Below are 14,520 nucleotides of genomic sequence, written 5' to 3'. Positions count from 1 at the left end.
GCAGAGCCTCGAAACCTACGTTCCCAGCCCGAGACTGGGAAGCAGATTGAAGTAAATTAACAGGAAAAGAAAATGGTTCAATCATTACAAGTTTCCGATACAGTAACAACTTGGGTAGATGTGTGTTCTCTCGATGCGATCGCCCCTTATACTGGAGTTTGCGCTTTAGTTAAAGGCGAACAAGTGGCGATTTTCCGAGTGGGAAACGGAGATGAAGTTTATGCGCTTAGCAATTACGACCCGTTTAGCAAAGCTTTTGTTTTGTCGCGGGGAATTGTAGGCGATCGCAACGGCACTCTCAAAGTTGCTTCTCCCATTTACAAACAAAACTTTAGTCTGACTACCGGGCAATGTCTCGACGATGAAACGGTAAAGATTCCTACTTTTGGGGTTCGAGTTGTAGCCGATCGCGTCCAAGTAGCTGTTAGTTAGATTCAGCGGCTTAATTATTCGATCGCCATCCGCCACCACTTAACATTCCTGTGGGTGCTGGCGGATTTTGCATTGGGGCCCTGCCGACTCAGTATTTTTCGTCTAAAATAGAGTCGATTGGTTCCATACTCCAGGGTCGCTCAAAAAAATCTCAACTAATATCGGAGCTGATGCGAGGATTGTCAATGCAAACAAACTTCAGGGGCAGAGTATCGGTATGTTGTTAAAAAAACTTGTTTCCGAAAATAATCCCCAGACGGTAGCAGAGTTAATCAATGCCCAACTCAAAATCGGTCAACTGACTTGGACCGAGCTCAACATACAAGTTTTCGGTCAGCACTGGCGGGACGAATCTTTGCACGAAGTCCTCAGAGAAATTGCAGCTAAGCTCGACGAAGAAACAGCGAGCAAAATTATCGAGTATCTCACAGATCAAAACGGTCAACAAGAAAAATTTATTAATTTGTTTTTAGCAGCGCAATGCCTGTTAAAAGTTAAAAATGATGTTAATAAAAAAACCGAAAAAAGACTGTTAAACGCTTTAAAAAAGTTATCGCAATACGGCACGGGTTTTCTGATTCTTTATCAAAGCGCTCAAGAATTGCAGGAAACTTATCAAATTCGCCATCGATCGATCGCGGCGATCGCCCAAACTTGGAAAAACGACCCGCAAACCCTGCCTTGGCTGAAAATACTCGCTCACTCCAGTGACTGTGGCGAAGTCCGAGCCACAGCAGTTGAAGCAATAGCCCGCGGTTGGCCAGACCAGCCAGAAATTTACCTGATGCTCAAAAACCTCGCCCAATTCGATGGAAGCTGGGCAGTGCGATCGACCTGCGTGCGAGAAATGGCTTCTGGTTGGCCACACACCAGCGATACTTTGCCGCTGCTGAGTGTCCTGGCTCAGTTCGATCAAAGTCCCGCAGTCCGCACCGCAGCACTCGAACAGTTAGCCTCTCATTGGCCCGATCGCACAGATACCTTGCTGCTGCTGAGAAGCGCCGCCGAATCCGACGAAAATTTGGGAGTGCGAGTCGCGGCGTGGCAAGAAATAGCCAGAGGTTGGCACAGCCTTTTAGGCACGGCCTCCCTGCTCAAAAACCTTGCCGAGACAGGAAGTTCTATCCTGCGAACCGTAGCGGTGCGGGAGTTGGCAGCGGGCTGGCCTGCTGCAGCGGACGTTTGCCTGCTGCTGAAAACCCTAGCCGAATCCGACAGCAGCAAAGAAGTGCGGACAGCAGCCTTAGAAGAATTGGCCTCGCACTGGCCCGACGAACCAAACATTTACCCGCTGCTGAAGACTAAAGCCGAGTCCGACGCGAGTGCGAGCGTCCGGCGCTCAGCAGTGCAAGCAATTGCCTCTGGCTGGCCCGGGAACCCAGAAACTCTGACTTTTTTGAAAAATATAGCATTGAGCGATCGCGACGCCGACCTGCGGGAAATAGCCCTAAAACAGATAGCCGCAGGTTGGCCCGACCACCCAGAAACCCTGCCCCTGCTGAAAAAAATAGCTGATTCCGAGGATTACTGGACTGTGCGGCAAGTAGTAGTGGAGGCTGTCGCCGCACTGGCGTCAGGCAGCCTCGAAGTCTTTGCTTGGTTGCAAAATCTCGCCGAGTCAGACAGACACCTCAACGTCCGAGAAACTGCGGTGGAAGAGATCGCAAAACGCTGGTCTCACCGGGGGGAGACGCTGCCTTTCCTCAAAAGCCTGGTCGAGTCAGAGCAAGATTCTCATCTGCTGAGCGTGCTGGTGCGGGCGATCGTCCGGGGGTGGCCCGACCACCCAGAAACCTTGCCTTGGCTGAAAATTGAGCTCGATTCTGGGGAAGCGCTGGTGCGGCAAGCGGCGGTGCTTGAACTTGCTTACAACTGGCCGGACAATCCTGAAACTTGGATGCTGCTGGAGGCTAAAGCAGAGGGCGATGAGAGTCCCGCTGTCAGGCAAATCGCTTTGCAAAAGTTAGCGCGGGGGTGGACAAATCAGTCTCAAACTTTCGAGTGGCTCAAAAGTAGAGCTCAAAAAGAAGAAGATTCGCAGGTGCGGGCGATCGCCCTAGTAGAGTTAATGCGTGGATGGAAAGACGAGCCGGGAATGTTTGAGTTTTTGCGCGATCGAGCTTTGAGCGATGTTGACAATCAAAACGGTTCTTTTCCTTACAATCCCCGATTTACAGCACTCGAAGCGATTATCGAACATTATCCCGAAAATCCCGGAGTTGTGCCTTTGTTGCGATCGCTCGCAGTTTCCGACGCCGACGAGCAAGTGCGGGCCTTAGCGGGTCGCCGGCTCAGGAGCGAAGAATGGTAGACGGAAACAAAACCCGGGTTTCTTGGAGAGAAACAGGGGTTCGAGAAATTTCCCAATAGTTGTTAATTATGTCTAATTAACTTCCGAGGTAATTCCTTCAGGTTTTGCTGTTTTAGTCAGAATGGCCAAAATTTGGTCAGGAGTTAAGTTTGGATTCGCCTGAAGCATGAGAGCAACTACACCCGCAACATAGGGAGCAGCCATAGACGTTCCCCCAAATTTAGGGTTATAACCTCCCGGAACCGTAGATAAGCCTTCATGACCTGGAGCAACCACAAAATTTATTGGTATCGAACCAGCAGGATTGGAAAAAGTTGTCACCTGTTTACCTGGAGTTGTTACTGCTCCGACAGCTACTCCCAAATTGTCGAAAGCATAAAATGCTGGAAAACTTGGTTCGCTTGGGTTGAGTTTATCCCTGTCATTTCCCGCTGCCATTACCACAAAAACTCCGCGTTGCTTGGCATATTCTAGCGCTTCTCGCTCTTTGGGATCGGCAAACAGATTACCGAAACTCATGTTAATAACATTTGCGCCACTGTCAACCGCATAGCGAATGCCAGCAGCGACATTAGCAGAATTTGAACGTCCCAATACCCTAATTGGCATAATCTGAGCATCATAAGCAACCCCATTCATTTCGTAGCTGTTATTGGGAGAATTGATGTCAATTCCATTTCTTTTCGCCCCAATAATTCCTGCTACATGAGTTCCGTGAAACCCACGCTGATCATTTGAATCTGGGGAGGGATTGGCATCGCCATCCACAAAATCCCACCCATTTACATCATCACTAACTCCATTGAGATCGTCATCAATACCATTCCCCGGAATTTCATTAGGATTCCGCCAGATATTGCTCCTTAAATCGGGATGACTCAAGTCAAAGCCTGTATCCAGTACCGCAACCACAACACCTTTACCCGTGTATCCTGCTTTCCAGGCTGGGGCAACGTTTAGCAGGTTTAAGTCACCTATATTATTAAACTTAGCTGCACTGGTGAGCGGGTCAGCAGCATCCAACTGCTGTTTATCAGTGGCAGCCGCAACGGCCGCTGCTGCATCCACCAGCCCGTAGCCAAACAAGCTGTTGAACTTATCTGTTGCCGGTGCAGCTAAAATGCTCAGGTTGTAGGGCGTGTAGCCTGCAAAACGATTGACTCCGAGAAAATAACTACCTGCTGACAACCCTCTAAATAAAATTTCCTCTGGATTGTTGCCTTGTTGTTGAGGAACGCCAAGAATTTCACCAAAATCAACCTTGTTGTTGTTGTTAACATCCTGAAACAGCACTAAATCCGCATCAGCATCTGGATACATTCCCCGCAAGTTGACTTGAAGGTCGCTGGGCTGTGGGAGATCAAATTTGTAAAGTTGCACAGGTTGTTTTTCCTCAACAACGCCGTCCAATGAACCCTTGACTCCGCTGCTGAATGTGCCAATAGGAATAGCTTGGTTCAGCAAGATTGGATTGACAGTTATCTCCAGCTTGTAGCTGGTGTTAGCTCGCCGTACACCCTGTTGAACGGAGACAAAGTATCTGCTGGGTACAAGAAAGCGACTTTCAATTACTTCTTCCACACTTCCAAAATTTTGGGAGGCAGAGAATTCCTCTCCAATCGAGCTACCATCGCCATTGGCATCCCTTGCGATAAATAAATCAGCATCCGCACTCAAATCTTTGAGTTTCAATTTAATACTGCTGAGTGTGTCAGTGGTGAAAGTGTAAATATCTTGGAAGTCGTCTTCACCTACGAAACCCAAAATAGGATTGCTCAGGGAATCGAGATTTATTGGTCTGTTAAAGTTGTCATCTAAGACGAAATCGGCAGGGGCAAAACGATTCTGGAGTTGTTCTGGCGAAACGTTCGCCACTTGTCCCAAGATCCTGTTATTAGCTTGAATCTTAATTAAAGTTCCCCCTGCCCAGGGTTCTAGATTTAGGTCAGCTTCGCTGAGGTTGTCAGTTAATCCAATCCCGTCAAATCTAGGGTCGAAGTCAGCGATCCAATCTACTGCTGCTGTATTTAGATCAGTTCGGAGTACAAACATATCGTTGCCACCACCACCAAGTAGCGTGTCTCCATCCAAGTCGCCAGCCAAAATGTCATCGCCCTCATCACCTCTAAGTAGGTCGCTGCCTTGACCGCCGCGCAACAAGTCATTTCCTTGACCTCCGATGAGGGCATCGTTACCGACATACCCGAACAGCCAATCCTCACCGCCACCGCCATCGATCAATTCTGGAGAGACCGAACCAATCACAATATCATTACCTTCTAAAGCCCGCAGTCCTCTAGTGAAGGGATTTAAAAGTCCTGGGGTTAGCCTGAAGTAATCAGAATTGGGAGTTAGATCGAAAAAGTTACCGTCATTACTGGAACTATTCATAACAAGATGCTCCTGGTCAGGTCAATAGGTATATTTTACTAGGCAAAAAGTTTCAACCATGAAATTGCAACGTTTTTTAACAATACAAAACTTACGCAACTGGCCGGGTAAACGCATCTTGTCAATAAGCTGTTACGCATTTAAATTGGAAATTACCGACAGGCTACAAGCCCATCCCACAATAGTTTTATTGATTTTTGACACACAGTTTAAATGTAGAACAGCTTAACGAGGGTTTTAGCATAATAAATCGGCTTTATTGTTGTTTATTGAGAATGGTTTTTCCACCTGTAGCACTTTTCTCTCTAGTCAAACTCTAGATATGGGAATTTAGAAATTAGATTCGTTTACCCTCACGCAACTGGCACACTAAAATTAAATTTTAGGGTGCGTCATATCAATTGCTGGAACTGTTATTGAGGGTTTCGATATCTGAGGCACTTTACTAAATTATGACCATCGCCTCAGTCCTGCAAGAGTTAAAGAAGATTATGTTCCTCTTCCTGGCTCGATCGAGCTTGCGATCGCCAGCCTGGTGATTTCTGAACTAGGGAATATGTTGTCAATACAACAAAATGTATAGGAGCTAACAGAAACGTGCTGCTTAATCAACGCATGAAAAAAATAAATGAAAAATCCCTAAGCTTTGTGTGTAATGGTTTATATGAGTTCCCTATTTAGCATTTCATACCGTAAATCAGCAACTACCAGAAAGCGTGCCAACATCTCCCAGTACCGATCGCACATATCGATTTATTCCGATAAAAGGGCGATCGCATACCGCACCGCCTCCCCCATCATCGAACAGCGAACGCGATCCGAAGCCGTTTTCTCCCACTTGAGCAACTGTTCCCGAAAATTCGGGAGTTGTGCCAATGTTGCGATCGCTGGCAGTTTCCGACGCCGACGAGCAAATCCGGGCCTTAGCCGATCGCCGACTCAGGAGCCAAGACTGGTAAACAGAACTAATCCATTAGACATAGAAGTTAAAATTAATTGCGATGAGAAGAAACAATGATACAGTCAGTCAACAGTCAGTCATTGGAACCTAACAGCTAATAGTGGCCAAATAACTCAATACTATGTCTGATAACCATCTGCACAAGAACCATCCAGTTGTTCAAGAATACTCGCGTTTAGCTTCTGATTATGATGTCAAATGGTCGTTCTACATTCAAGCGACGACCCAAGAAACACTCAACCGATTTAAACTACAACCGACCGATCGGGTGCTAGATGTCGGTTGCGGTACAGGTATACTTCTTCAGCAGCTTGCATTGACTTACCCACAATCTCGATTGTTTGGTGTCGATCCAGTGCCAGAGATGTTGCAAGTTGCTCGACAGAGACTTCCGGCGACCATTGAATTGTCTGAGGGATGGGCCCAAAAGCTCCCTTTCGAGGATGAACAGTTTGATGTCGTGATTTCATGCAATATGTTTCACTACATTCATCAGCCTATGACTGCACTTCAAGAAATGCGCCGCGTTCTTCGTTCAGGTGGGGAGTTGGTCATTACAGATTGGTGTGACGACTATTGGACGTGCCGTATTTTCGATATATTTCTCCGTCGATTCGAGCGCGCCCACTTCAAGACTTATGGCGAACAAGAGTGCAGCCGAATCCTAGAAGATGCTGGGTACAATGATGTGTATATAGAACGCTATAAAATAAATTGGTTTTGGGGATTAATGACAGCCAAAACAGTAAAGCACGCAGCCTAACAACCGTGTTGCAGCGAACGATATCGAGATATGGGTGATGATGCAAAAGCTACATTTAAGCTACGGTTAAATATCTATTTAATGTAGAGAGCATTAATTTCGGAATTCTAACTAATCTTCATAAACTTTTACCTCAAAAATAAAAAGTATACACTGTGATACTGGGTTTTCAATTCTATGTCAATTTATTCCCACAAAAGAGCGATCGCAAACCGCACCGCTTCCCCCATTACCGAACACCGATCGCAATCCGAAGCCGTTTTCTCCCACCTAAGCAAGTGTTCCCGAAACACCCGGTCTTGCTTGGCCCGCTGCACGATGCTTGCAGTTTCGGACGCCGACGAGCAACTCCGCGCCTTAGCGGGTCGCCGGCTTCAAGTGTTAACGATTAACTGTTAATCATCGATTAAAAGGGCGATCGCATACCGCACCGCTTCCCCCATCATCGAACACCGAACGCGATCGGACGCCGTTTTCTCCCACGTGAGCAACTGTTCCCGAAAACCCGGGTCTTGCTTGGCCCGCTGCACGATCGCCTGACTGATGACTTTCTTTTGAATCTGCTCTGTCGGGATACCTTGCTGCTTCAAATAATCCAACAGCCGCTGTACGCTTTCGGCGAATTTATCCGGCGTCTGAGACATCAAAATAAACGAAATTTGGCGAACCATCCGCTGGTAGATTTCCTGTCTTCTGAGCAATATTTCCTTGTGACTCGGCTCCGCCGGCTCCACACTGTTACTAGGAATAGCCAAGTCGAGCAAACCCAAAATTTCAGCGTCCTTGGCTAAAACCTTTTCTAACATATCTGGATAAAGCTCCAAAATGCGATCGCCCAAAATCTTGCCGTTCACCAAACGGTTCGCACTCAGCCTCAGTAAACTTTGTTCTCCCGCCGACTCAAAAAATTGAACGTTCAACTTAAGTTCGCGGCTCTCCAACTCCACTCGACGCATCGTAAAAACCAGAGCCTCCCAATTAGGAGATTCCGCAAAACACACCTTCACAATAGAACTGTCCTCTTGATGCTGCCGCCCCAATTCCCCCAACTCAAAATCGCGATCGACCGGCAAGCGATTTGCCGCAACTTTCGCACTATAATCAAACTGAGTAAAAACATAGCTGCAGTCAACTCTCGACAGATCGACATCTTGAACTTGCCAATTTTGAATGCAGCAACCCGTAAGCTGCGCCCCCTCCAAATTCGTCCGAATCAAACGGCACTCAATCAAACAAGCTTCTCTTAAATCCGCTTCACCCAACATCGCATCCATCAAATAAGCGCCGCTCAAATCAGCTTTCCGCAAATCGGCACTGCGTAAATTAGCTTCGCTCAAATCCGCCCGCAGCAAATACACTCCTTGCAGGTTAGCTCGCAGCAAAAGCGCCTTCTTGAAACTCGCTTTCAATAAATAAGAACCCGCCAGATTAGCTCGACTCAAATCAGCGTTATCCAGCACCGCCTCAGTCAAATCCGCACCCGCCAGCACAGCTCGGTGCAAGTCAGCGCCAGTCAGATTTGCCGATCGCATTTGAGCGCCATTCAAGTCAGATTCAATCAAATTTACACCGATTAAAATTGCCGATCGCAAATTCGCTTCCACTAAATGCGCTTCCCGCAAATTAGCACCAGTTAAATTAGCACCAACAAGACTAGCCCGGTTGAGATTGGCCTCCATCAATTCCGCCGCCATCAACTTCGCGCCGTCGAGTTTAGCCCCGGCAAAATTAATTTGGTCAGATTTAACTCCTTGAAGATTAGCACCGCCCAAATCCGCTTCGGGGAACGCGGCCCAATTGAGTTCTGCTGCTTCCAAACAAGCAAGGCGCAAATCCGCTTTAGCAAGATTTGCCCCGCTCACATTGGCCCCGCTCAGATTCGCCCCAGCCAGCCCCGCACTGCGGAGATCCGCGCGCCGCAAACAAGCCCCTATCAACTTGGCATTGCTCAAAAAAGACCAGCTCAAATTAGCACCGGTCAAGTTAGCACCAGTGAGGTCTATTTCTCGCAGGTTAACACCGCTTAAACTAGCGCCGCTGAGGTCAATGTGACCAAAGTTGCGCTCTCCCTGTTGATAGCGCTGTAAAAATTCTTGTGTTTGCATTCCGCTGATTGGGGGGCTGGCAATTTAGCTGTTTTAGGACGCGCTGGTCAATAACTTTAACTGTAAGGTACGCACGGAACACGAGCGGGCGCACGGGGACACTACTCTTACTACTTACTGCAAGAACTCATGTCCTCCGGGCGATCCCTGGGTACTTTACCCTATAGATTGCAGTTCAAAGGATTTGTTGCGTAAGCTCTATTTCTACTACCAGTTTTACAGACTTTTTTAACTTAAAGCAGCAGAGTTAACATCTTATACGCTTGGAGCATCTCATAGTGGTAAAAACACTTCTTCTGGCTCTTTCCTTCTTCCTGTTTCCTCCTACCTCCTGCTTCCTGTCTCCTGCCTCAAAACTCCAATTTTGGGCTTGGTTGCTTTCATTGAGATGCTCCCTATACGCTGCTTTGCCGGAGAGTGTTTTTACCTAAAGCGCTGCAATTCTTGCTGCAAGTATTTTCCCCATTTAGTCGCTAGAGGAATTTCTGTAAAAGGAACCTGCACCGCAGCAGCATCTTTCAACAAAAATTCGAGGGCGATTGGACTTCCCGAATTCGGCGGTGACTCTAAATCAACTGCCTGAGAGTTGACTAACAACCGCAGCGACTCCACGTCTTTTAAAGAAAATGTTTGCAAATTTACCGGCCCGCTGCGAGTAGGTTTTCCCCAAGTTAAACTGTCTTCTCGCTGACCGAGTACAGCATAAATATCGTACTTGGCTTTAGCGAATTGTTCGGCCCAGACGCGATACGCTTCTAGCTTTTGATACTCGTTCCATCCAGCCCAAGCTAGAGAAATAAAAATTGCCAGCAGCGGCAGCCACATTAAACCTCTTTCCATGCAATACCCTTGTTGAAAATACTCGCTTGTTCTGTTTCACATCTTCTCTAATGATACAATTAATTGAACTCCTAAAACTTGCTCTGGAATTTCAACTATAAATTAGAGCAATTTTTGATCGAGCAAGAGCCACAGCCGAAAAATACCAAACGCCCGCGTGCGAGATATCCACAAGCCACAGCAAGGAAAACTGGCGCTGGCGGTGAAAATTGGGTTATTGTGGTGAACACGCCTTCCCTAAACGGACGATCGGCAATGAAAAAGTTTTTCCTTCTGTGCTTATTTTTAATCGGGCTCGGCTGGGCGATTTCAAATTTCCCAGGACTTGCTACTCAAGGCACTTACGACTCGATTGTGCTTGATTTCCGCGAAGATTTGGGTGCTGCTGAGATTGCGAAAGAAGTAAATGCGATCGCCCAACAGTACCAAGTCGCACCGCAACTCAACAGCGAATTCTCAGCGGGCGACAATGTATATGTAGTTAAGGGCGATCGCACTTTGCTAAACGCCCTGAAAAAATCAAATTTGGCTAAAGATACCGAATACATTGAACCCAACTACGTCTACAGCGCTTTCGAGATTCCCAACGACCCCATGTATACCAAGCAGTGGAATCTCCGCAGCATCAACGTAGAATCTGCCTGGAACGAAACCAAAGGCAGCGGCACAACAGTAGCGATAATTGACACGGGTATTACTCCAGTCGCTGACTTAAAAGAAACCAAATTTGTACCGGGCTACGACTTTGTAAACGATCGCGCCGAAGCCTACGATGACAACGGCCACGGTACTCACGTCGCCGGTACAGTCGCCCAATCAACTAACAACAATTACGGCGTTGCAGGCATTGCCTACGAAGCAGCTTTAATGCCGCTAAAAGTGTTAAGCGGCAGCGGTGGCGGCACGGTTTCCGACATCGCCGAAGCGATTAAATTTGCTGCTGACAACGGCGCCGACGTGATTAACATGAGTCTCGGCGGCGGCGGTGAAAGTCAGTTAATGGAAGAGGCGATCGACTACGCCCACTCTAAAGGTGTTGTCATCATCGCAGCCGCCGGCAACTCCGGCGACAGTTCCGCTTCCTATCCCGCCCGCTATCCCCACGTCATCGGCGTTTCCGCCCTCGGCCCCGACGACGAAAAAGCCACTTATTCCAATTTCGGCGCAGGGGTTGATATTGCAGCCCCTGGCGGTTCTGAAATGGGCAAGATCCTGCAAAGTACGATCGACCCGGAAACAGGCGCCGAAGTCTTTGAAGGCTACCAAGGCACTAGCATGGCTTCTCCCCACGTTGCAGCCGTTGCAGCCCTTGTCAAGGCTTCCGGCATCACAGAACCAGACGAAATTCGCAGCGTACTCTTGCAGTCCTCGCGAAATGTCACTGAAGATCCGTTAAACCATTTTGGTTCAGGACACCTAGACGCAGCCGCAGCAGTTCAGCTAGCCCAGCGCGGACAAATCAACTTCCGCGATTTCTTCCGCTGGCTGCGCGATAACGGGTATCTCAACCCCCGCTTTTGGATTGACGGCGGTGCAGTCGCCCTGTTGCCTAAAATTGCAATGGTGCTCGGTTCTTACCTGCTGGCTTTCTTTATGCGGAATTATTTTCCGTTCCAGTGGACTTGGGGCTTTTCCGGCGGCTTGATGGCTGGCAGTTCTGGGTTCTTTTTCCTCCGCAACTTGTTTGTATTTGACTTGCCGCAGTGGCCGATGCGGGTGATGGGCAGTTCTATTCCCGAACTCGGCGGCGCAATTAATGGCAGCAGTATGCTGAATCCCTTTTTTGCTAGCGTTTTGATTCCTGGGATTTTGATTGCTTTGCTGTTGGGACATCAACAGTGGAAGTGGATCGCGATCGCAATTTCGATCGGTTTTGCCAGCAGTTTAGCGGTGAATGCTTTCCTGTCGCCCGCAGTCTGGGGATTGGGTACAGGTTTGGTATCACAAACATTCTTGATTGTCAATGCTGTACTGTGTTTCGGACTGGCACGTTTAGCAATTAAAACAGAGGTGCGATCGGCATGAGTATTACTGTCAAAGGTGTAATTGAACGCAAAGGGTTGGGTCCCGGTACTTGGGCTTTGGTCGGCGAAGATGGGGAAACTTACGAACTTAAGGATGCTCCTTCTGATTTGAAAAAAGCTGGTTTGAAAGTCAGTGTTAAAGGTGAAGTGCGTAAGGATGTGATGACTTTTGCTATGATCGGCCCGGTTCTTGAGGTGCAGTCTTTTGAGGCGAATTAGCCTAATTGGTTAATGCAGCTTTTGATCTAAAAAAAACCCCGGCCAAAATTGGCTGGGGTTTATTAATCAGGGTGCATCTACTAATTTAATCTCCCGCCTCACAGCACCTCTTTCAGGACACTTTGGCAGAATTTGCGAACATTGGCGGCGAGGGCGTGCGATCGGCAAAAAAAAACCCCAAACCAAAATTGGTCGGGAGTTAATTAATCAGGGTGCATCTACTAATTTAGTCTCCGGCTTTACACCACCTCTTTCAGGACACTTTGGTAGACTTTGCGGAAATTTGTGGCTCAGCTTGCGATCGGCAAAAAAAAACCCGGCCAAAATTGGTCGGGAGTTAATTAATCAGGGTGCATCTACTAATTTAGTCTCCGGTTCGAGGTGTACCTGTTCCGGACAGTTTGCGAAAATTTGCGAAAATTCGTGGTTTAGGGCGCGAGCAGCAAAAAAAAACCCGGCCAAAATTGGTCGGGAGTTAATTAATCAGGGTGCATCTACTAATTTAGTCTCCGGTTTGAGGTGTACCTGTTCCGGACAGTTTGCGAAAATTTGCGAAAATTCGTGGTTTAGGGCGCGAGCGGCAAAAAAAAACCCGGCCAAAATTGGTCGGGAGTTAATTAATCAGGGTGCATCTACCAATTAAGCTTCCTGAGAATTCGAGCGCAATCCGGATAACCTCAAACTTTTTCAGCATCACCGTTGATACCGCAAAAAAAAACCCCAAACCAAAATTGGTCGGGAGTTATTTAATCAGGGTGCATCTACCAATTAAGCTTCCTGAGAATTCGAGCGCAATCCGGATAACCTCAAACTTTCTTCAGCATCACCGTCGATACCGCAAAAAAAAACCCCAAACCAAAATTGGTCGGGAGTTATTTAATCAGGGTGCATCTACTAATTTAGTCTCCCGTCTCACAGCACCTCTTTCAGGATACTTTGGCAGAATTTGGGAGAATTTTTTGCGAGGGCGTGCGATCGCAGGGTAAACGCATCTAAATTAATTTGACAAAAGCCTGAATTTGTGCATTACTAAATAACTTAAAACACCTTCTTAAAATCATTAATTTTAACCCCACTTAAGCAGATTACATCAGAACCTTAAGATTTTCTAAACTTCTTAAAGCCGGATAATCTTTCTTCTTAGATAGGTATTAGATTTCGAGCATTAACTGGCAGAGTTTAAAATTTTAACTAAATAATTATGGCTCTTCAGTAGCTAGTATGCTAAATTAACAATTAAATTGCCAAGTAAGCAAACATCTAACTCGGAAGTTTTCAAAGTTTCTAAACCCGTAAGCAGAACGTTTAATCAAATTGAGCTTATTGTTGATGCCTTCGACAACACCACTCGTAGTCTTATAATCGAAGTAAGCAATAATCTCATCTAGCCAACGAATAATAGTGTTCTGACTATCGGGAAAATATTTTTCAGCTCCTGACAGCCATCTCCCCAGTTTCCACAAACCGACTAACCAATTATTAGCCTGCTCGAAAATCATTCTAATTTCTTCTTTTAATTCAGGCATACTTTTGAGAGTAGGAGATACATCTTTAAGTTGCACGAGTTTAGCTTTTTGCTCTTCATTGAGGTCTGATTCGTTCTTCAATAACACATATTTACTTTTCTTCAATCCTTCTAAAACTTTCTCTTGGTCTGCTTTCTCTTCTGACGATTCGGCTTTTTTAATTAAATCTTCTACCTGTCTCTTCTCTCGCTTCCTTTGGGCATCTAATTCCTTATTTATTTGTGCCATTACATGAAATCGGTGGGAGCGTGTCACTTTTGCGTCAAGTATAAATACTCATCAAGACCCGAATAACAGTTTTAGCTATCATCAGTAAAATAGGCGATAATTATCAGGTCTTCCCACTTGAGATAGAATCATGACACCAGAACAACAACAGGCAATTAAAACACATGTAGATGCTCTTTCTGCCATCCTGTATGCTGATTGTAATCCTGAATCCTTGCAGACATTAGAAGAGATTGAACTCGCAGTCAGAGAGCAAGTTTTGACTCATGTGACACCGCATATCGGATTTTTTTTATCTCAGAAGCTAGCGGTACAAAAGGAGGAAGAATAAAGACATTAAAAAGTACTCTCGGTGATTTAATTATCACCCAGAAGCAAGCAGAGCAACTAGGCTGTGGTAGCCGTAGTAGGCTGAGCCCACATTTAGAAAACTGTTGCTTAAGACTTAGTGCCAATGTTGCTTATAAGCATGCAGCCCAAGATATTAAGTATATAACGGGGGTGACTGTTCCGTCTAAAACACAACAAAGATTAGTACATTATCAAGACTTCGAGCAGCCCATAGCAATAGCAGATATTTCGGAGCTAAGTGCAGATGGTGGAAAAGTACGACTGAGCGCACCTAAAGGAGAAAAGTCTGAAGGGAAAGACTATAAAGCAATTGTGTCGGAAGCTGGTATAGTGGCTAGTTTTAATCAAAATGATATCATCATTAATTGG

At 46.5% G+C, this 14,520-nt stretch carries 11 protein-coding genes and 2 pseudogenes; 7 read left to right on the top strand and 6 right to left on the bottom strand.

Annotated features, from left to right (window positions below):
• The first annotated feature begins 72 nt into the window (after nt 1-72).
• Both nirD and QUA62_RS11750 read left to right on the top strand, forming a co-directional pair.
• Nucleotides 73-432: a nitrite reductase small subunit NirD gene (gene nirD / locus QUA62_RS11755; protein ID WP_333404146.1), complete on the top strand. Its 360-nt coding sequence runs from the start codon at nt 73-75 to the stop codon at nt 430-432.
• 217 nt (nt 433-649) lie between these two features.
• Nucleotides 650-2,743, top strand: a complete 2,094-nt coding sequence (locus QUA62_RS11750) for a HEAT repeat domain-containing protein (RefSeq protein ID WP_333404144.1) — start codon at nt 650-652, stop codon at nt 2,741-2,743.
• A 72-nt stretch (nt 2,744-2,815) separates the two neighbouring features.
• On the opposite strand, the gene QUA62_RS11745 is transcribed toward QUA62_RS11750, so the two are convergent.
• Both QUA62_RS11745 and QUA62_RS11740 read right to left on the bottom strand, forming a co-directional pair.
• On the bottom strand, nt 2,816-5,134 hold the full coding sequence (locus QUA62_RS11745; RefSeq protein WP_333404142.1) for a S8 family serine peptidase: 2,319 nt from the start codon (nt 5,132-5,134) through the stop codon (nt 2,816-2,818).
• Between the two features lie 753 nt (nt 5,135-5,887).
• Entirely contained in the window at nt 5,888-6,010 is a 123-nt protein-coding gene (locus QUA62_RS11740) for a hypothetical protein (protein ID WP_333404140.1), read from the bottom strand.
• A 206-nt stretch (nt 6,011-6,216) separates the two neighbouring features.
• On the opposite strand from QUA62_RS11740, the gene QUA62_RS11735 reads away from it, so the two are divergent.
• On the top strand, nt 6,217-6,858 hold the full coding sequence (locus QUA62_RS11735; protein ID WP_333404138.1) for a methyltransferase domain-containing protein: 642 nt from the start codon (nt 6,217-6,219) through the stop codon (nt 6,856-6,858).
• Between the two features lie 185 nt (nt 6,859-7,043).
• Here QUA62_RS11735 and QUA62_RS11730 read toward each other — a convergent pair whose 3' ends face one another.
• The 3 genes from QUA62_RS11730 to QUA62_RS11720 form a co-directional block, all read right to left on the bottom strand.
• Complete coding sequence (locus tag QUA62_RS11730; protein ID WP_333404136.1) at nt 7,044-7,175, bottom strand: hypothetical protein; 132 nt, start codon at nt 7,173-7,175, stop codon at nt 7,044-7,046.
• Nucleotides 7,176-7,253: 78 nt separating this feature from the next.
• Nucleotides 7,254-8,963: a pentapeptide repeat-containing protein gene (locus QUA62_RS11725; RefSeq protein WP_333404134.1), complete on the bottom strand. Its 1,710-nt coding sequence runs from the start codon at nt 8,961-8,963 to the stop codon at nt 7,254-7,256.
• 423 nt (nt 8,964-9,386) lie between these two features.
• Entirely contained in the window at nt 9,387-9,803 is a 417-nt protein-coding gene (locus QUA62_RS11720; protein ID WP_333404132.1) for a hypothetical protein, read from the bottom strand.
• A gap of 255 nt (nt 9,804-10,058) precedes the next feature.
• On the opposite strand from QUA62_RS11720, the gene QUA62_RS11715 reads away from it, so the two are divergent.
• Entirely contained in the window at nt 10,059-11,828 is a 1,770-nt protein-coding gene (locus QUA62_RS11715) for a S8 family peptidase (RefSeq protein WP_333404281.1), read from the top strand.
• A complete protein-coding gene (locus QUA62_RS11710) occupies nt 11,825-12,046 on the top strand; it encodes a hypothetical protein (protein WP_006634386.1) in 222 nt (73 codons plus the stop codon). Before QUA62_RS11715 ends, QUA62_RS11710 begins: the two co-directional genes overlap by 4 nt.
• Before the next feature lie 1,229 nt (nt 12,047-13,275).
• Here QUA62_RS11710 and QUA62_RS11705 read toward each other — a convergent pair.
• Nucleotides 13,276-13,812 (bottom strand): annotated as a pseudogene (locus QUA62_RS11705) (ISL3 family transposase); the annotation flags it as partial.
• A gap of 118 nt (nt 13,813-13,930) precedes the next feature.
• On the opposite strand from QUA62_RS11705, the gene QUA62_RS11700 reads away from it, so the two are divergent.
• Together QUA62_RS11700 and QUA62_RS11695 are read left to right on the top strand one after the other, a co-directional pair.
• Nucleotides 13,931-14,131 carry a hypothetical protein gene (locus tag QUA62_RS11700; protein ID WP_333404128.1) on the top strand — a complete coding sequence of 67 codons (201 nt, stop codon included), beginning with the start codon at nt 13,931-13,933 and terminating at the stop codon, nt 14,129-14,131.
• A gap of 170 nt (nt 14,132-14,301) precedes the next feature.
• Nucleotides 14,302-14,520 (top strand): annotated as a pseudogene (locus QUA62_RS11695) (ISKra4 family transposase); the annotation flags it as partial.

Origin of the sequence: Microcoleus sp. MON1_C1 (genome assembly GCF_036701945.1) — a bacterium.
Taxonomy (GTDB): Bacteria; Cyanobacteriota; Cyanobacteriia; order Cyanobacteriales; family Microcoleaceae; genus Microcoleus.
This window is presented reverse-complemented; position numbering and strand designations above follow the sequence as displayed.